A 16,065-nucleotide genomic window follows, 5' to 3' on the forward strand; every position below is an offset into this window, starting at 1 on the left:
TATTCGACCGAGCCTCCCCTACCGACACCAGCCCATAACAAAGGATGGTTAGCGGTCGATTAAGGGCAGGCTCCTCCGGCCTGCTGCCCTGCACACGCCGGAGCCGGCACAATCACGTTCGTTAGCGGTTTCGCCCTGGTGTCTACCTGCGCCTGCGGCACCGAGACGGTCCCGTCTGGTTGCGGAACCGGGATCGCCGTCATCGCGGTGGGCGCGACAACAGGCTGCTCGACGCGGGCCGGGACGCTGGTGACCTCGCGTCGCGCCACCGGCTGCGCCTGGCGTCGGATGACCACTGCGGGTGCACTCTCGGTCGCCGTTTCTTCCTTGCGATAAATCGGGCTGCCGGTTCGGCCGAGACCCGCCTCCAGCGGCGGCGGGGCGCCATAAGGGTTCCAGGCGGGATCGCCGAAGGTGCCGGTGATCGTGTAGCCGTAGACCGGGGCCAGAAGCTCGGTCTCGCTGGCGCCTGCCGCGCAATAGCGCAGCCGCACCTGGATCGTGCCGTAACCCTTGAGCGGCGAGCGGTGGTTCTCCGCCTGGCGGACCTGCTGCCAGGCAAAGATGCAGGCGTCGTTCCCTCGGCCCTGACCGAAGGCATAGCCGAACGGGCCGTAATTGTTCTGCAGGAAGTATGGGTTGAGCGACAGCGAAACGCCGGGCAGCGCCCGGCGCGCCTCAGCCATCATCTTGTTGTCGCGCACACCGGCATAGCTCGAGCGCGACTGCTGGTCGAATTTGGCGTTCATCGGGCCGAAGAACTTGGCCCGCAGAAGGTTCTGACCCGGGGTCGCCGCCGAAGTGTAAAGATAGATATCCTGCTCGATCGCGTTGGTGCTGCGCCGTTCGACGACGTTCAGCACTGCAGGTCCGCCGGGCGGCGGCAGGATCAGCGCGTTTTCCGAGGGAACCATGATGCTGCCGGTCGGCGTGCCGACGTCCTGGCGCGTGTTGCAGCCCGCCAGCACGGTCGCGGCCAAGAGCGAAACTGCAGCCACGCGCCAACCTTGTGCAGGGCGCAGCCGTCTCTCCGACGTGCCGAATCTCCGACTCAGATATCGTTGCATCATGGCTGAGCATTAGTTGATTCACCCCATTTCGCAAACCCGCGAAGTATGGGGGCAGAGATGCCACCGGGCACAAGCGTGCAGTTTCATCCCCTGAAAATCGATTGTTTCAAGTGGCACCAGCGCTCTTCAGCGACACGCCCCCGGACGGCCTCAAACCGCCTCGCGCGGGCGGGCGAGATCGTTGACGCCCTCGTCATCCGGTGCCTGCCCGTAGCTCATGCGGCGCATCTGGGCGATGACGCGCTCCATCTCGTCGTCGGGCAGAACCGGCGGCTCGCCGAGCGTCAGCGCCTGCACATACATGCGCGACAGGGTCTCGATCTCGATCGCCAACCACAGTGCGCCTTCGAGCGTCTTGCCAAGCGAGATCTGGCCGTGCTGGCCAAGCAGGCAGGCGGTGCGGTCCTTGAGTGCGACAAGCGCATTGTCGGACAGCGCCTGGGTGCCGAAGGTCGCATATTCCGCGCAGCGGATCGTCGTGCCGCCGGCAATGCCGGTCATGTAGTGGAAGCTTGGAATGGTCTTGTGGTGGCAGGCAAGCGTGGTCGCATAGACCGAATGGCAATGCAGCACGACGTTGATATCCGTGCGCTCCCGCAGGATATCGCGATGGAAACGCCATTCCGACGACGGGCGAAGACCGGCATAGGTACCGTCGAAATCCATTTCGACCAGGTCTTCGGGCTGCATCGTCTCATAGGGCAGCGACGACGGCGTGACCAGGAAGCCGGTCTCGGTGCGAACAGAAATATTGCCCGCCGTGCCCTGGTTGATGCCGTTCGAGTTCATGCGGCGGCAGATGTCCACCATTTCGCGGCGGAGCGACAGAATGTCGGCCTTGGTCATCGATATGTCCTTTCGAAGTCGCGACTGAAACCATTGTTGTGCCCGGCCCGGGCGCGGGCTCGCCATTGCGACGCATAGACGGCGACAGCAGGCGAGAGGTGAGACACGTCGCCGGGATCGGCGAGCGAAAGCGGCGCCGGGCGCTGGCGCCGGCCCTCGCTTGCAAGCAGCGCGGCGCCGGAGGCCACACCATAGGTATCGAGATTGAAGCGCACCCGCCGGTTCGGCAGCAGTGCGGCGACGAGGCGGGCATAGAGCGGATCGCGCAAGAAGCTTCCGTCGAGCACGACCAGCGGCCCCGGCCCCAGCGCCTCCACGCACTCCGCCGTCAGAAGCGCGCAATAGAGCAGCGCCAGCGCCTTGCGTTCGATCGGCGTTTCCGGCGGCGGCCCGCTGATACGACCGCGACCGGCACTTCCGGGAAAGAGGCCGTCATCGTCGCCGAAGGACGGCATTGCCATGGTGCGCTTGGCGATCAGGCCGAGAACGACGTCGTCAGGCACCGCGGCGTCCGACGGTTCGCGGCCCGCCACATGGGAGAACTCGCGGCCGCCCATGGTGAGCACACCGCCGAGCGGGCGCCCGAAGACGTCGCTGTTCAGCGTCATGCCGCGGTGCTCGTCGAGCCGGTCAAGGGCCGTGCGGCCGGAAAAGCCGACGATCCAGGTCCCAGTCGAAACGACGATGAAATCGCGGAGCCCGCCGGCGTGATAGCGATAATGGTTGAGGCTGCTGTCGTGGCCGCCGGCAAGCACGCGCAAGCCTTCCGGCAACCCGTGGCGGCGGACAAGCGCGGGACGGGCGGAGCCGAGGACCTGCCAGGCATCGGCAAAATCCGGCATCAAGCTCCGCCAGCCGCGCGCGCCGACAATGGGCGCAAAGCGGCGGTCAGCGACATTCCAGAGATGCGATTGCGCGCCAAGCAGGCTCGCCTCGGATGCGGCAACGCCCGATAGCCGCCACGCCCAATATTGCGGCAGGCCGAGATACCAGCGCGCGGCCGCGACCGCCTCTGGCGCATGCTCCTGCATCCAGTAGAGTTGGCGCGCCTGGTGGGTGGCGCTGTGCATCGTCGCGCTGCCGCGATCGAAGAAGGAGCCGGAGAGCGGCGCATAGCCGAGTTGGATTTTCTCCGGCACCGGCTGCTCGTAATCGATCATCGGCAGAGCCGCGCCGGCGGCCATATCCGGGTCGTCACCGACGAGTACGCCGCCGGACCCGTGACCGGCGGCGACGAAGGTTTGCAGCGGATGGCGGCGGCCAAGTTCGGCGAGACTGGCGAAAATCCATTCGCCGAGGCTTTCGAGATCGTGATGCCGCCAGGGTGGGCCTGGCAGCACCGGGTTGGCGACGCTCAGCGTTTCCAGGACGAAACCGTCTGATGTGACCGCGTTCAGCTTCACATTGGTCTTGCCGACGTCAAGGACGGCAACCGTCCCCGTGTCCGCACCCGCTGAAACTGCCATGCCGCAACCCCCCGTCCTGATCGAGGCGGCGCCGAAAGCGCGCCCGCCTAGATCAATCCGTATTGCCTCGCCTTGTTCCTGAGGAACGGCAGACCGTTGCCCATCACTTCCTCCTCGTCCCTGGCGACCGGCCGCCAGACGGCAAGGCCATAGGCGACCTCTGGCGGCATGTTGATGAAGCTTTCCATCGCCAGCCCGCCCTTGAAACCGATCGCAGCCAGCGTCGCGAAGATCTCGTCCCAGGCGCAGTTGCCGTAGCCGGGCGTGCCGCGGTCGCTTTCGGACAGGTGAATGTATTTGATGAAGTCGCGGGCATCGAGGATGCCGGTGCCGATGCCCTTTTCCTCGATGTTCATGTGGTAGGTGTCGAGATGGACGAAGACGTTGTCGGCGCCGACCCGCTTGATCATGTCGACCGCCTGCCAGCCGGTGTTGATCAGGTGGTTCTCGTAGCGGTTGACCGCCTCGACGCCGAGTTCGATGCCACGCGTCTTCGCGTGCTTGGCGGCGGCCTGCAGCACGCGGGCGATGTTGTCGTATTCGGCTTCGGTCGGTGGCACGCCGGTGCGCTCGCCGATGCCGCCATAGATGACGCCGGACAGTGCCTCGCCGCCGAGATCGGCCGTCTTGTCGATCGCCACCTTCAGATGCTCGATCGCGGCATCCGGGCGAACGGACGCCCAGGCGCGCTCCGGCAGGCCGAGCGAGCAGACCGCGCGCAGCTTGTTTTTCTCCAGCAGCGCCTTAGTGTGGGCGGTATCGACCGCCGGTGGATTGAGCATCGGGATCTCGATGAAATCGACGGCGTATTTCACCGCCGCCGCAACGGCGCGCTCGGCACCCGGGCGATCCCAATTCATGGTCCACATGCTCGTATGGACGCCAAAACCCTGCATGGTCATGTTTCCTTTCTGACAAACGAAATCTTGAACTTGGTGGCGACGAAGCGCAGCACCATGACGCCGGCGAGCAGCAGCCCCCAGACGGCGGTCGCCAGATGCTGGTTGGCGCCGACGAGGTTGAGGCCGGAAGAGAGAAGCTGCAGCACCACCAGCGCGACGAAGACGGGGATGACCCGGCCGAAGCCACCGAACGGATTGACGCCGCCCAAGAAGCAGGCGAGCACCGTGATCAGCAGGTAGCTTTCGCCGTGGCCAATGCGGACGGAGTTGAAGCGCGCCAGCATGATGATCCCGGCTATTGCACACATGGCGCCGGAGAGCGCATAGACGAGCACGATCACCTTACGAGTGTTGATGCCGGAATAGCGCGTCGCCTCGAGGTTGGAGCCGATCATATAGGTGTTGAAACCGAGCTTGGTGCGGGTGAGCAGCACGTGCCAGGCGAGCACGCAGACGATGAAGACGATGAGCGGGATCGGCACGCCGAGAAACGACCCGTGGCCGAGCGGGCCGAGGAAGGCCGGGAAACCGGAGACGTCGCCGCCGCGCGTCAGGAACTCGCCGAGGCCGCGCAGGAAGATCATCATCGACAGCGAAACGAGGATCGGATGCGCCCGGGTAAAGGCGATCACCAGTCCCATGACCACGCCACTCGCCGCACCAACTAGAATGGCCAGCACCGAACCGAGCAGGAAGGCGCCGGGGCCGGCATCAACGCCGCCATTGGACTGCAGCACCCAGGCAAGCGTCAACCCGGCGATATTGGCCGTGAAGGTGATTGCGAGATTGAGCCCGCCGGTCAGGATCGGCAAGAGCATGGCGAGCGTCAGCAATCCGAGTTCCGGCAGCTGAAAGGCGACCGAACCGAAGGTGGCGGCACTCAGGAACTGCGGCGAGGCGATACCGAAGGTGAGCATGACGGCGAGGAAGGCGAGCCCCGGTCCGGCCATTTCCGGCCCGATGAGGGTCTTCAGGCGTTCGACAATCGCGTTCATCGTCCCGACCCTTTCTGGCTGGCGAAGGGCAGCAATCTTTCAATGCCGGTGTTGGAGAGCGTGATCGCGACCAGAATGATGGCGCCGATGATCATCTTGAAGGCGAAGGGCGAGACGCCCATCAGGTTGAGGCCGTTCTGAGTGATCGAGATCAGAAGTACGCCGAGCACGCAGCCGAGCACCGAGCCCTTGCCGCCGCCGAGCCGCGCGCCGCCGAGAACGACCGCTGCAAGCACGTCTAGTTCGCGACCATAAAGCGCGTTCGGCACCACCTCCTGCGCGTAGTGCGCCTGGATCAACCCGCCGATCCCGGCCATGAGCCCGAGCCAGCCGAAGGCGATGAACTGCATGGCGCCGATATTGATGCCGAAGCGGCGCGCGCCCTCGGGATTGTCGCCGAAGGCATAGAGCTGGCGGCCCGTCGTGGTGCGTGTGATCAGCACCCAGGTGGCGATGACGCAGAGCACCATCACCAGCACCGGAAGCGTGATTTCGATCCAGGTCCCATCCGGCATTTCGTGTTCGAACAGGATGACGCGGTCCGTCAGCCAGTCCGGCAGGTCGTAGATCGACACACCCTTGGTGAAGAACATCAAGAGGCCAAAATAGATGTTGAAGGTGGAGATCGTCGCAACGATCGAGATCACCCGGAAACGATGGATGAGGAAGGCGTTGATCGCGCCGAGCAGGATGCCGAGCGAGCCGGCGATCAAAAGGCCGGAGATCCAGCCACCGCCACCGACCCAGCCGAGCGCGATCGCCGTGCCGTACTGCACCACCGATGCGGCAACGGCAAAGGAGATATCGATGCCGCCGGCGATCAGCACCACCAGCAATCCGACGGCGAAGATGATGTTGACCGAGCTGATGTTGAGCATGTCGAAGGCGTTGCCGAGCGAAAAGAAATTGGCGGTCGAAACCGATAGCACGGCGCTGATGGCGATGATGACGGCCAGCAGCGACACTTCGGTTGCGTGGGTGCGGACGAAGCTACGCATAGACCGCTCCTTCGATCTCGGCGAGCGAAGCGCTGCGCGGATCATAGCTGCCGACGATGCGGCCCTGCGCCATGTGCAGCACCCGGTCGGCGTTGAAATAGACCTCCGGCACCTCGTCGGAGATGAGGATGATCGCAAGTCCGGTCTCGGCAAGCCGCGCCACGATGTCGAAGATGCCGGCACGCGCGCCAACATCGACGCCGACAGTCGGGGCGTCGAGGATCAGGAGCTTCGGATCGGTTGCCAGCCATTTGGCGATCGCCACCCGCTGCTGGTTGCCGCCGGAAAGGGTGGAGATCGCATCCTGCTGCAGCCCGATCTTGACGCCGAGATCGGCGATCCAGCGGGCGACAAGGCTGCGCTTGCGATCCTCGGAAAGCAGAACGCCCGAAAGGATCTTGTCGAGCGAACTGATGACGAGATTGTCGGCGATCGACTGCGGCTGGATGAGGCCGAGCGACAGCCGGTCCTCCGAGAGATAGGCGACGCCCGCCGCGATCGCGTCGCGGTTGGAGGAAAAGCGGACCGGCTTGCCTTCAAGCGCAATGGTGCCGGATGCCGGCTTCAGCATGCCGAAGAGCGTCAGCGCCAGTTCGGTGCGCCCGGCGCCGAGCAGGCCGGTAATCCCAAGCGTTTCGCCCCGCCTGACCGAGAGCGAGATGTCCTCGAATTGGCCGGGGCGGCAAAGGCCCTTCACGTCGAGCACAACGGGTCGGCCATCACGGGATTTCGCCCGCACCTGCTGGTCGAAGGTCTTGCCGGTCATCAGCTCGGTGATGCGCGATTGCGTCATGCCGGCAGCGGGATAGACGCCGACCAGGGCACCATCGCGCAAGACCGTAATGCGACTTGAAATTTCCAAGACCTCGGCAAGCCGGTGGCTGACGAAGACGACGGCAACACCGGAAGCGGAGAGCCCGCGAACGATATCGAGCAGATGGTCGGTTTCCGATTGCGTCAGCGACGCGGTCGGCTCGTCCATGAAGACGAGCCTCGCTTCGCCGACCAGCGCGCGGGCGATCGCCACGATCTGGCGCTGGGCAATCGCATATTCCTTGAGCGGCAGATCGACATCGAGCGACACGCCAAGACGGGCAAGCGCGTCGGTGGCGATCTGCCGCATGCGGCCATAATCAACGAGCTTCGGCCAGCGGCCGAGCACGGTCTGGAAGGCGATGTTTTCGGCAACGCTCATTTCGGGAAACAGCGCCAGGTCCTGCCAAATCACCTGGATGCCGCGGTCCTGCGCCGTCACCGGCGACATGTGGGAATAGGTTTCGCCATCGAACTCGATCGAGGCGCCGTCGGCGGGGCGGTAGACGCCGGTGATGATCTTGATCAGCGTGCTCTTGCCGCAACCGTTTTCGCCGGCAAGGCAATGAACCTCGCCCGGGCGGACGTCGAAGCTCACATTCTTGAGCGCGCGAACCCCACCGAACGTCATGTTGATATCGCGCAGGGCCAGAAGCGGCGTCTCGCCTCCTCCCGCGGTCGCAAGCTGGTGCATGGACTGCCCCTAAATCACGTTGAGTCCGAGCAGGATGCGGGCAGAACCGCAAACACCTTTCCTCATCCGGCTCCGGTACGGTTGAGGGACTTGCCAGGCCGGCCGAAGCCGGCCCAGCAGCCGGGAGAACCCTTAAACTCAGGTTTTCAGAGACCCATGGCCGCAAGATCTGCGACCGTGTCCTTGTTGATCGGTACGAGCTGGTCGACGATGATGTTGCGGTTTTCGAAGTCCGGCTTGACCTTACCGAGACCTTCGATCTCGTCACCGTCCTTGACCTCTTCGCCCTTCATCAGCTTGTCGGCAAGCGTGACGAAGACTTCGCCGGCCTGCTTCGGATTCCACATGAAGCCGCCGGAGATCGCGTCGGCCTTCACCAGCTTCTGGCCCTGGCCGGGCGAGAAGGGACCGAGCACGAAGATCTCGCCGACCTTGCGTCGTTCCTCGACGGCGCGGCCGGCGCCGATCGGGCCCTGGCTGCCGAAGGCAAGGAAGCCTTTCAGGTTCGGATGCGCCGAAATCAGATCAAGCGCGGTCGACCGGCTCTTGTCGACGTCTTCCGCCACGCCGTAGCGATCGCCGACCAGCGTCATATCCGGGTGGTTCTTCTTGATGTAGGCGATCGCCGCATCGGCCCAGGCATTGTGAAGCGGCACGGTCAGCGAGCCGACGAACACGGCATATTCGCCCTTGCCACCCATCTTTTCTGCCAGCAGCTTGCCATGCGCCTCACCGAAACCGGTCGAGGATGCAAGCTCGAAGTCCCAATCGGCACCCTTCTGGCTCGGGGATTCATGGGTAATGACGATGATGCCCTTTTCCTTGGCCTTGGTCAGCACCGGCTCAAGCACCTTGGCGTCGTTCGGCACCACGCCGATGACCTTCACACCTTGGGCGATGAGATCCTCGATGGCGCGGACTTGAAGCGCCGGGTCGGCGCTGGTCGGGCCGACCATGAAGGCGTCGATACCGAGCTTCTGGCCGCGCTCCTTGATGCCGGCTTCCATGGCGTTGAACCACGGAATGCCGCCGATCTTGACGACGACGCCGACCTTGCCGGCATCCTGCGCAAAGGCTGCCGCCGAACTCGCAAGCGCCAGCGATGTCGCCAGGGCGGCGACGAGAATTTTCCTGATCATGTTCTCTCCTCCACTCGTTCCCATAGGGGGAACGCGCCCGGTCGCCTCAGCGCCGGCCTCCAGTTTCAAATCATCACTGGCGAAGTGTTCCTCGCCTCCCTGAAACGCCGCCTCCTCAGACGACACCACCAAATTTGCACAATCGATATTTCTTGTTTGCACAATCGATGGTGCAAGAACTATTGTGCAGACTTAATCTTTCGTCAAGGGGAAATCGGCACTAAAACCACGAGGGGAGAAAACGATGGCCAGCAGCAGCAAGAAGAAAGCGACGATCTACGACCTGTCGGTGTTGTCGGGAAGCTCGCCCTCAACCGTAAGTGCGGTTCTGAACGGCACCTGGCAGAAGCGCCGGATCAAGGAAAGTACCGCGGAACTGATCCGCAACCTGGCCGAGACCCACCAGTACACGGCCAACCGCCAGGCGCGCGGGTTGCGCAGCTCGCGCTCCGGCTTGATCGGCCTGCTGCTGCCGATCCATGACAACCGCTACTTCTCGTCGATGGCCCAGACCTTCGAGGCGCATGTCCGAAGCAAGGGCCAATGCCCGATCGTCGTCAGCGCCAGCCGCGACCCGGAGGAAGAGCGCAAGACGGCCGAAACGCTGATCTCCTATTCGATCGACGAACTGTTCATCTGCGGCGCGACCAACCCCGACGGCGTGCACGAGGTCTGCGAGGCAGCCGGCCTCAAGCATATCAATATCGACCTGCCCGGCACGAAGGTGCCCTCCGTCATCAGCGACAACTACGAGGGCGGGCGCATGCTGACGGAAGCGATCATCCGTCACTTCCAGGTGTCCGGTCCGCTTGCGCCGCACGAACTCTACCTCTTTGGCGGTCGCAACGACCACGCCAGCCGCGAACGTATCCGCGGCTTCCGCGCCGTCAAAAGCGAACTTCTCGGCGCCGATCCGGACGAATGCATCCAGCCGACGGGCTATGCGCCGAACAATGCTCGCCTCGCCTTCGAGGCCTTCTACGAGAAGCACGGCAAGCTGCCGCGCGGCCTCTTCGTCAACTCGTCGATCAACTTCGAAGGCCTGCTACGTTTCATGGCCGGCCACCCGCACGAGAATTTCGCCGACCTTGTCGTCGGCTGTTACGACTACGACCCCTTCGCGTCCTTCCTGCCCTTCCCCGTCATCATGATCCGCCAGGACGTCGAGGGCATGATCACCAAGGCCTTCGAGGTCATCGAAGACGCGCGCGCCCAGCCACGCATTCACCTCATCCAACCCGAGCTGGTGCAGCCGCGCACGGCGCTGACAGGCCCGCTCGACGCGTTGAAAGACATCGAGTAGCCCGGAGACCACCGATTCCGCGGTGGAAACGATATAAAACAGAAAAATCTTCTGTACATTACATTAGAATCATCGTATTCATTGGCCATGGATGACGTTGACAGAAAAATCGTCGAAATTCTCGCTGACGATGCGCGGCGATCGCTGACCGATATCGGCGCCGCGGTGGAATTGTCGCCGTCGGCCGTCAACGAACGCATTCGCCGGCTCGTCGCCAGTGGCGTGATCCGAAATTTCACCGTCGAGGTCGATCACCGCGCGCTCGGCCTCGACGTGCTCGCTTTCGTCTGGGTCGGCCTTGCGCCGGACGCGGACGAGGAAGCGTTCCGCAGCTTCATGGCCGGCCATCCCGCCGTGGGGGAATGCCACCATGTCACCGGCGCCTGGTCCTATTGCGTCAAGGTGCGGATGCCGTCGCTCAGTGACCTCGAGCCGTTCCTTGCCGAAATGAAGCAACGGCGGTTCCTGGCGCGAAGCGAAACGGTGATCGCGCTGTCGACCGTGCGGGAAAACCTGACGACGATCGCGCCGCGCGCCTGACGGACGCGCAAACTGCTGCAACTTTCTTGTTTTGCCGGGCAGGCACCGTCCTTGAAGCGGATCGGTACGAACATGCCGCGGCCGGAGCCCTATGCCATGTCCACATTGCTGTTTGAAAAAAGCCTGCTCGTCGGCCTCGCGGTCGCAGCTCCACTTGGCCCCATTGGGGCGCTCTGCATCAACCGCACGCTGGAGCGCGGCTTCTGGGCCGGCGTGGCCGGCGGCCTCGGGACGGCCGCCGCCGATGCCACCTATGCGGCCCTTGCGGCAATCGGCTTTGCCGCCTTTGCCGCCGTGCTTTCGATGATCGCCATGCCGCTCGGCCTTGCCGGCGGACTGTTCATGATCTGGCTCGGCTGGAGCGGATTGCGGCCGAAGCCGGTAACGGCGGCGGCCGATGTCGGTGGACGCGATCTCATTCGCACGACCATCGCCACCTTTTTCCTGACGATGACGAGCCCGGCGACGATCCTCTCCTTTGCCGCAATCTTCGCCGGCCTCGGCCTTGCCGAAGCGGGCGACGCGCTCAGCGCTGCCGTCGTGGTCCTGGGCGTCTTCCTGGGATCGCTCGGCTGGTGGTTTTTCCTAAGCGGCGGTGTTGCGATCGCCCGGTCGCGACTGCCCGACAGCTTCGTCGTCTGGGTATCGCGCATTTCGGGGCTGGTCCTAATCGCCTTCGGCATCGTTGCCATCGGCGCCGCCGCGAGGGGGCTGCTCTAGGGGCTGTCGACGCAGCCCTTTACCGGCTGCGTCAATCACTTTCGGCCCTGCACCTCGTCAGGCCGCGGGCTTCACCGCCTCCACGTGCCACCACTTGGGTCGGGCAGTGCGAAAACTGTGGCCCTTCGGGATGAGATCGACGGCATTCGTCTTGTCGAACGCGCCGAGCAGAAGGGCAACCACCGGCGCATCGTCGATCGCGCCGAGACTGCTGCCGCAGGACGGGCAGAAGGCGCGGCTGGAATAGTCCGAGGAACGATAGACCGATGGTGCGCCGCCCCGTCCAGTCCAGGTCACGGCTTCGCTCGGAAATTCGACCCACGCCAGGGTCAAGGCTCCCGAATGGCGCTGGCACATCTTGCACGAACACGTATGCGGTTTGCCGGCTGTCCCTTGCGCCTCGAACCGGATTGCGCCGCAAAGGCATCCGCCCGTGTGCGGCTTGAGCCTCTTGGCAACGGACCGCGTCATACTTACCTTCAGTTGTGGCTTCGAATCGGCGCCAGTATAAACATCCGCGACCAAATTGGAGGCATCCATGCGTGTAGTTCGGGCGGGCGGCCTGGCCGCATGACGCCAAGGGCGCGCCGATCCCCGGCGGCCCGCATGCCTATCCGGAACTCGCGGCAGCCGGCCCATGGACGACGCCAAGCGATCTCGCCCGCTTCGTGCTTGCGATCCGTGCAGCGGCAAGCCACACGCCCGGCGCGATGCTGACGCCGGTGAAATCCGACTACGGCCTTGGCTTCAGCCTGCGCGCGACAGCCGGCGCTCACAGCTTTTCCATAGCGGCAGCAATGCCGGCTACGAAAACATGCTCGTCGCTTCTTTCGGGAGCGGCGACGGTGTCGTGATCATGACCAACGAGCAACAGGGCGGCGAACTGGCGAACGAGCTCGTCCACAGCGTTTCCGTCGCCTATGGCTGGCCTGATTACCGCAGCATCGAAAGGCCGAGTATTCCGGTCGCCGCCGACAGGGCGGCAAAGCTCGCCGGCAAGTATCAGGTTCTGCACCGAGGCACGTTCTCGATTGCCGACAACGACGGACAGTTGACCGTCTCCTTGAAGGAAGGCGTCAGCGAGCCGCTCTATGCGATGTCGGCGAACACCTACTTCGTGCTTTCACGGGACATGCTGTTCCATGACGACAGCGGGCCGACGCCGAAGGGCCGGATCGTCTCCGGCGCCTTCGAGATGGACTTCACGAAGACCCCGTAACCGCAGCAACGTTTGTGCCGCTGTCGCCCAGGCGCCGGCTCAGTAGAACCACGCGCCGATGTCGCGAAACGCGCGTTTGCTCTGATCGCGCCTGTTGCCGTCCCGCGCCGCCGGGTCGTCGCCGATCGGCAGACTGAAGCCGAAAGGCTCGGCCGGCACGCCGCCGCGATCGCACCAATAGGCATCGAGGTCCGCCCTCATCATGCGGCGCCGCTTCAAGCGGCGGCGGTTGATGACGTGCTTGTCGTTCGAGACCGCAAAGACGTGGCCCACGTGGCCTTCCGTCACCAGGCCATTGAGGACGAGCAGCGCCGCATCCTTCGGCCGGAGCCCGCCGAGATCGCGCGTTGCCGTGATCAGTGCTCGCTTGGCCTCTTCGCCCTTCGGCCCCTGCATTCCGCCGATGGCGAGACTATAGCTGTCTCCCTCGCACCGCACGAAGACGAAGCCGACGGTGCAGAGCGCGTAGCCGTCGCTCTGCCGGCGCAGCCGGATTGCGAAAGCCCCCTCGTGGCGGGCGCCACTATGGTCGGCCAGTTGCAGCTGGATGCGATAATTCTCGCTGCGACCGGAAACCGTGCCCATCTCCAGGGTGCTGCCGCGCCAGAGCGCCATCAGCGACCGGCGCGAAAGAACCTCACTTGCGACATCGAAGTGATTGAGCAGCAGGTCGAGCCTCGCAGCCGACGACGCGCCGTGCAGGAAGAATGTCGGGATCGATTTGCGCACGAGGTCGTCATGCGGCAAGCCCAGTCGGTAGCGCTCGGAGAACTCTCCGAGAAAGCCGATCCAGCGCGATGTCAGGAGCGGGTGGCGCGCAAACCGCATGGAAAAGACGACTGCGCGCTTCAGGCTCACTCTCAGGCCGAGCTTGAGCACATGCCCGGTGAGTGACGTTTTCTCTCCTGAACTTTCACCGACGACGGGCGCAGAAACCGACCGGTCCGAAGGCGCCAGCGGCTCGCCGATGAATGCCTTGCCGTCGACCGGCAATCGCAGATCCGCGCTGTATTCCTGCCTGAATTCCAGGGACATGGTGCTATCCTTGAGAGCAAACGCTGCTGGCCGAAGGACTCGGCCGAGCTCAGGTTTGCCCGGGCACTGTCAAGGATTTGCGGAGAACCGGTGGGCAATTGCACACCGGTTCCATACACGCGCAAGGATGGTCACGCGTCGAAGTTCCGGCCGGACAAGAAACGAAAATTTGCGCAACGCTGCAGCAACGCCGGTTGCTCAGAGGGCGGGTTCCCGCGGCAGGACGAGTGTGATTACGGCGCCGCCGCCGGCGCGCGCGGCAAACTCCAGCCGTCCACCATGCGCCTTGGCGATCGCCTGGACGACGGAAAGCCCCAGACCCGTTCCGCCCGTCGCGCGCGATCGCGAGGCGTCGCCGCGCCAGAACAGGTCAATCGAATGGGTCGAAACGTCGTCAGGAAGACCGGGACCACGGTCCAGCATCCGGACAAAAGCCTCGTCGACGCCCCGTCGCCCGGTCTCGCAGCGCAGGACACGGCCGTCTGCGGCGTAGCGCGTGGCGTTTTCGATCAGCGCCAGTAGCGCCTGGCGCAGGCGCTGCGAATCGCCCGAAACCCGCACCGGCTCGAGCGCGACCTCCACCGACATGCCAACCGAGCCAAGCAGGGTGTTCGACGCGCCAAGCACCTGGGTCGCCTCGACGGCGAGATCCACCGGGTGGCGCTGGGTGACCAGCTTCTGTCCGGCGGCAAGCGACAGGGTGCGCAGGTCCTCCACCAGCGCGGAGAGCCCCTCCACCTGCAGCAGCAATTGCCGCACCCTCTCTTGTTCAAGGGGGAAAACGCCGTCGGCCATTCCCTGAAGGTTGCCCTGCAGGATCGTCAGCGGCGTGCGCAATTCATGCGCCACGGCCATTGTATTGAAGCGGAGCCTGTCTTCCATGCTTTCAAGCTCGGCCGCCAGTTCATCGAATGTTTTCACGAGAGTAGCCACCTCCTTGGCCCCCTTGCGGATCGAGCCGACACGCACCGCAAAGTCTCCGGCCCGGAGGTCCTGCGTCGCCCGTGCCAACGCTTCAAGCGGGCGGCTGATCTTGCGTGCCAGCCAGTAGCCGACCAAGCCGCAGAACGCGACGGCGATGCCCCCGAAACCGAGAATGAGCTTGTCGACTTCCCAGTTCCCCCACTCCTCGAGCTCCTCCGTGCTAGCCAGCAGGACCTGTAGCGAGTCCGGCGACGGCACCTTGCCGCTATTGAGATCCTTGTAAGCCTCGACCGCCTTTGCCGGCATCCTATCCAGCAGTTTTGCCTCCAGCTGCGACTCCATGGAGTTCACACCGCCGTAGACGATGACGACGCTGAACACGAGCAGGACGACAATCACCAGGGCGGTCAGGATACCCAGCGGAAGGCGCGACAGGCTGACTTTCATCTTGGCTCCACGAAGCGATAACCGACGCCGCGCACGGCGCTGAAGAAGCCGCAGGCCCCGAGATCTTCCAGCTTGCGCCTGAGATTGGCGATGTGGGTGTCGACCGTGCGGGCGAGCGCGTCGCTGTCCGGCAGGCAGGCGTCGAGGATATCGGCGCGATCGAAGGCATGCGTCGGGCGGCGGATCATGTGGGCAAGGATGCGGAACTCGCTGAGCGTCAACGGCACGGAGTGGCGATTGCCGGCTTTTTCGACGAAGGCAACATGGGCATCGAGATCGACCTCGACACTCTCGAAGCGGAGCACGGTGGCGCCGGCGCCGTTGCGGGTGCGGCGCAGCACCGCGTTGACGCGCGCCACCACCTCCTGCGGGTTGAACGGCTTGATGACGTAGTCATCCGCTCCGAGCCTCAGTCCGGTCAGGCGGTCGAGATCTTCCGCCAGCGCCGTGACCATGATGACCGGCGTGTTCCCCTCGCGGCGAAGGCGGGCGAGAACCTCGAACCCGTCGAGCTTCGGCATGCGAACGTCCAGCAGCACCAGGTCCGGCGACAGCACCGCATGGTGGGTCAGCGCCGTCTCGCCGTCGGCGGCACGCACCGTCCGGAAACCGTCGCGCACGAGATACGCATCGAGGATCTGCGCAATCTCCGGCTCGTCCTCCGCCAGAAGGATGAGACCCTTATCGACCATGTACTAACTCCCTGGAGCTGATGTTGTGATCAGCAGCTTATGTGACGAATGAGCTCGCGTTGCAATTCATCCGCGTGCCCCGATCGACGCTTGGCCGGCCCTCCGGATAGAGCTCCGGACAAATCTTCGCCGTTTCTTGACAATTGGCGGCGGACGGCCGGCGCAACCGGCAAAACAGGCTTCCCTACCGCCGGCGAAATGCGAAGCCGCCCGTTAAAGAGTGCTGGAGACTTGCATTCCCGCTTGCCGTTTTGCACTCGAC

Annotated in this window: 16 protein-coding genes; 4 read left to right on the plus strand and 12 right to left on the minus strand. The window is 64.1% G+C overall.

All coding sequences use genetic code 11. From position 1 onward, the window contains the following. Positions 1–59: 59 nt before the first annotated feature. The 8 genes from bcsN to JVX98_RS02740 form a co-directional block, all read right to left on the minus strand. Complete coding sequence (bcsN, locus tag JVX98_RS02705; RefSeq protein ID WP_246764853.1) at positions 60–998, minus strand: cellulose biosynthesis protein BcsN; 939 nt, start codon at positions 996–998, stop codon at positions 60–62. Positions 999–1,220: 222 nt separating this feature from the next. After that, positions 1,221–1,916 (minus strand): class II aldolase/adducin family protein, encoded by a 696-nt coding sequence (locus JVX98_RS02710; RefSeq protein WP_205236775.1) that lies wholly within the window; start codon positions 1,914–1,916, stop codon positions 1,221–1,223. Beyond that, entirely contained in the window at positions 1,913–3,382 is a 1,470-nt protein-coding gene (locus tag JVX98_RS02715) for an FGGY family carbohydrate kinase (RefSeq protein ID WP_205236776.1), read from the minus strand. The genes JVX98_RS02710 and JVX98_RS02715 overlap by 4 nt, the downstream gene beginning before the upstream one ends. Positions 3,383–3,429: 47 nt before the next feature. After that, the gene (locus JVX98_RS02720) at positions 3,430–4,278 is read right to left on the minus strand and encodes a sugar phosphate isomerase/epimerase (protein WP_034789974.1); all 849 of its coding nucleotides are present in this window, start codon (positions 4,276–4,278) and stop codon (positions 3,430–3,432) included. Between the two features lie 2 nt (positions 4,279–4,280). Beyond that, on the minus strand, positions 4,281–5,279 hold the full coding sequence (locus JVX98_RS02725) for an ABC transporter permease (protein WP_205236777.1): 999 nt from the start codon (positions 5,277–5,279) through the stop codon (positions 4,281–4,283). Next, entirely contained in the window at positions 5,276–6,277 is a 1,002-nt protein-coding gene (locus tag JVX98_RS02730; protein ID WP_205236778.1) for an ABC transporter permease, read from the minus strand. Before JVX98_RS02730 ends, JVX98_RS02725 begins: the two co-directional genes overlap by 4 nt. Beyond that, on the minus strand, positions 6,270–7,784 hold the full coding sequence (locus tag JVX98_RS02735) for a sugar ABC transporter ATP-binding protein (protein ID WP_205236779.1): 1,515 nt from the start codon (positions 7,782–7,784) through the stop codon (positions 6,270–6,272). The genes JVX98_RS02730 and JVX98_RS02735 overlap by 8 nt, the downstream gene beginning before the upstream one ends. Positions 7,785–7,930: 146 nt before the next feature. Next, entirely contained in the window at positions 7,931–8,923 is a 993-nt protein-coding gene (locus JVX98_RS02740; RefSeq protein WP_156134040.1) for an autoinducer 2 ABC transporter substrate-binding protein, read from the minus strand. Between the two features lie 244 nt (positions 8,924–9,167). On the opposite strand from JVX98_RS02740, the gene JVX98_RS02745 reads away from it, so the two are divergent. From JVX98_RS02745 to JVX98_RS02755, 3 genes are all read left to right on the plus strand, one after another. Continuing rightward, entirely contained in the window at positions 9,168–10,226 is a 1,059-nt protein-coding gene (locus JVX98_RS02745; protein WP_192449516.1) for a LacI family DNA-binding transcriptional regulator, read from the plus strand. An 87-nt stretch (positions 10,227–10,313) separates the two neighbouring features. Beyond that, positions 10,314–10,766: an Lrp/AsnC family transcriptional regulator gene (locus JVX98_RS02750; protein ID WP_205236780.1), complete on the plus strand. Its 453-nt coding sequence runs from the start codon at positions 10,314–10,316 to the stop codon at positions 10,764–10,766. Between the two features lie 96 nt (positions 10,767–10,862). Then, positions 10,863–11,486 carry a LysE family translocator gene (locus tag JVX98_RS02755; protein WP_205236781.1) on the plus strand — a complete coding sequence of 208 codons (624 nt, stop codon included), beginning with the start codon at positions 10,863–10,865 and terminating at the stop codon, positions 11,484–11,486. A 57-nt stretch (positions 11,487–11,543) separates the two neighbouring features. Here the strand turns inward: JVX98_RS02755 and JVX98_RS02760 are convergent, their stop codons facing one another. Next, positions 11,544–11,957: a GFA family protein gene (locus JVX98_RS02760; protein WP_205236782.1), complete on the minus strand. Its 414-nt coding sequence runs from the start codon at positions 11,955–11,957 to the stop codon at positions 11,544–11,546. 343 nt (positions 11,958–12,300) lie between these two features. Here JVX98_RS02760 and JVX98_RS02765 point away from each other — a divergent pair, with 343 nt between their 5' ends. Then, on the plus strand, positions 12,301–12,705 hold the full coding sequence (locus JVX98_RS02765; RefSeq protein WP_205236783.1) for a hypothetical protein: 405 nt from the start codon (positions 12,301–12,303) through the stop codon (positions 12,703–12,705). Between the two features lie 39 nt (positions 12,706–12,744). Here the strand turns inward: JVX98_RS02765 and JVX98_RS02770 are convergent, their stop codons facing one another. From JVX98_RS02770 to JVX98_RS02780, 3 genes are all read right to left on the minus strand, one after another. Continuing rightward, complete coding sequence (locus JVX98_RS02770; protein ID WP_192449511.1) at positions 12,745–13,740, minus strand: DUF535 family protein; 996 nt, start codon at positions 13,738–13,740, stop codon at positions 12,745–12,747. 198 nt (positions 13,741–13,938) lie between these two features. Then, on the minus strand, positions 13,939–15,111 hold the full coding sequence (locus JVX98_RS02775; RefSeq protein ID WP_192449510.1) for an ATP-binding protein: 1,173 nt from the start codon (positions 15,109–15,111) through the stop codon (positions 13,939–13,941). Then, positions 15,108–15,803, minus strand: a complete 696-nt coding sequence (locus JVX98_RS02780; protein WP_043626533.1) for a response regulator — start codon at positions 15,801–15,803, stop codon at positions 15,108–15,110. Before JVX98_RS02780 ends, JVX98_RS02775 begins: the two co-directional genes overlap by 4 nt. Positions 15,804–16,065 lie beyond the last annotated feature (262 nt).

It is taken from the genome of Ensifer sp. PDNC004, from assembly GCF_016919405.1.
Taxonomy (GTDB): domain Bacteria; phylum Pseudomonadota; class Alphaproteobacteria; order Rhizobiales; family Rhizobiaceae; genus Ensifer.

Excerpts from the sequence above, each read along its gene's own strand:
- JVX98_RS02750 (WP_205236780.1), top strand. The coding sequence starts at position 10,314 with ATGGATGACGTTGACAGAAAAATCGTCGAAATTCTCGCTGACGATGCG.
- JVX98_RS02745 (WP_192449516.1), top strand. The coding sequence starts at position 9,168 with ATGGCCAGCAGCAGCAAGAAGAAAGCGACGATCTACGACCTGTCGGTG.
- JVX98_RS02760 (WP_205236782.1), bottom strand. The coding sequence starts at position 11,957 with ATGACGCGGTCCGTTGCCAAGAGGCTCAAGCCGCACACGGGCGGATGC.
- JVX98_RS02765 (WP_205236783.1), top strand. The coding sequence starts at position 12,301 with ATGCTCGTCGCTTCTTTCGGGAGCGGCGACGGTGTCGTGATCATGACC.
- JVX98_RS02740 (WP_156134040.1), bottom strand. The coding sequence starts at position 8,923 with ATGATCAGGAAAATTCTCGTCGCCGCCCTGGCGACATCGCTGGCGCTT.
- JVX98_RS02725 (WP_205236777.1), bottom strand. The coding sequence starts at position 5,279 with ATGAACGCGATTGTCGAACGCCTGAAGACCCTCATCGGGCCGGAAATG.
- JVX98_RS02735 (WP_205236779.1), bottom strand. The coding sequence starts at position 7,784 with ATGCACCAGCTTGCGACCGCGGGAGGAGGCGAGACGCCGCTTCTGGCC.
- JVX98_RS02780 (WP_043626533.1), bottom strand. The coding sequence starts at position 15,803 with ATGGTCGATAAGGGTCTCATCCTTCTGGCGGAGGACGAGCCGGAGATT.
- JVX98_RS02715 (WP_205236776.1), bottom strand. The coding sequence starts at position 3,382 with ATGGCAGTTTCAGCGGGTGCGGACACGGGGACGGTTGCCGTCCTTGAC.
- JVX98_RS02755 (WP_205236781.1), top strand. The coding sequence starts at position 10,863 with ATGTCCACATTGCTGTTTGAAAAAAGCCTGCTCGTCGGCCTCGCGGTC.
- JVX98_RS02730 (WP_205236778.1), bottom strand. The coding sequence starts at position 6,277 with ATGCGTAGCTTCGTCCGCACCCACGCAACCGAAGTGTCGCTGCTGGCC.
- JVX98_RS02770 (WP_192449511.1), bottom strand. The coding sequence starts at position 13,740 with ATGTCCCTGGAATTCAGGCAGGAATACAGCGCGGATCTGCGATTGCCG.
- JVX98_RS02775 (WP_192449510.1), bottom strand. The coding sequence starts at position 15,111 with ATGAAAGTCAGCCTGTCGCGCCTTCCGCTGGGTATCCTGACCGCCCTG.
- JVX98_RS02710 (WP_205236775.1), bottom strand. The coding sequence starts at position 1,916 with ATGACCAAGGCCGACATTCTGTCGCTCCGCCGCGAAATGGTGGACATC.
- JVX98_RS02720 (WP_034789974.1), bottom strand. The coding sequence starts at position 4,278 with ATGCAGGGTTTTGGCGTCCATACGAGCATGTGGACCATGAATTGGGAT.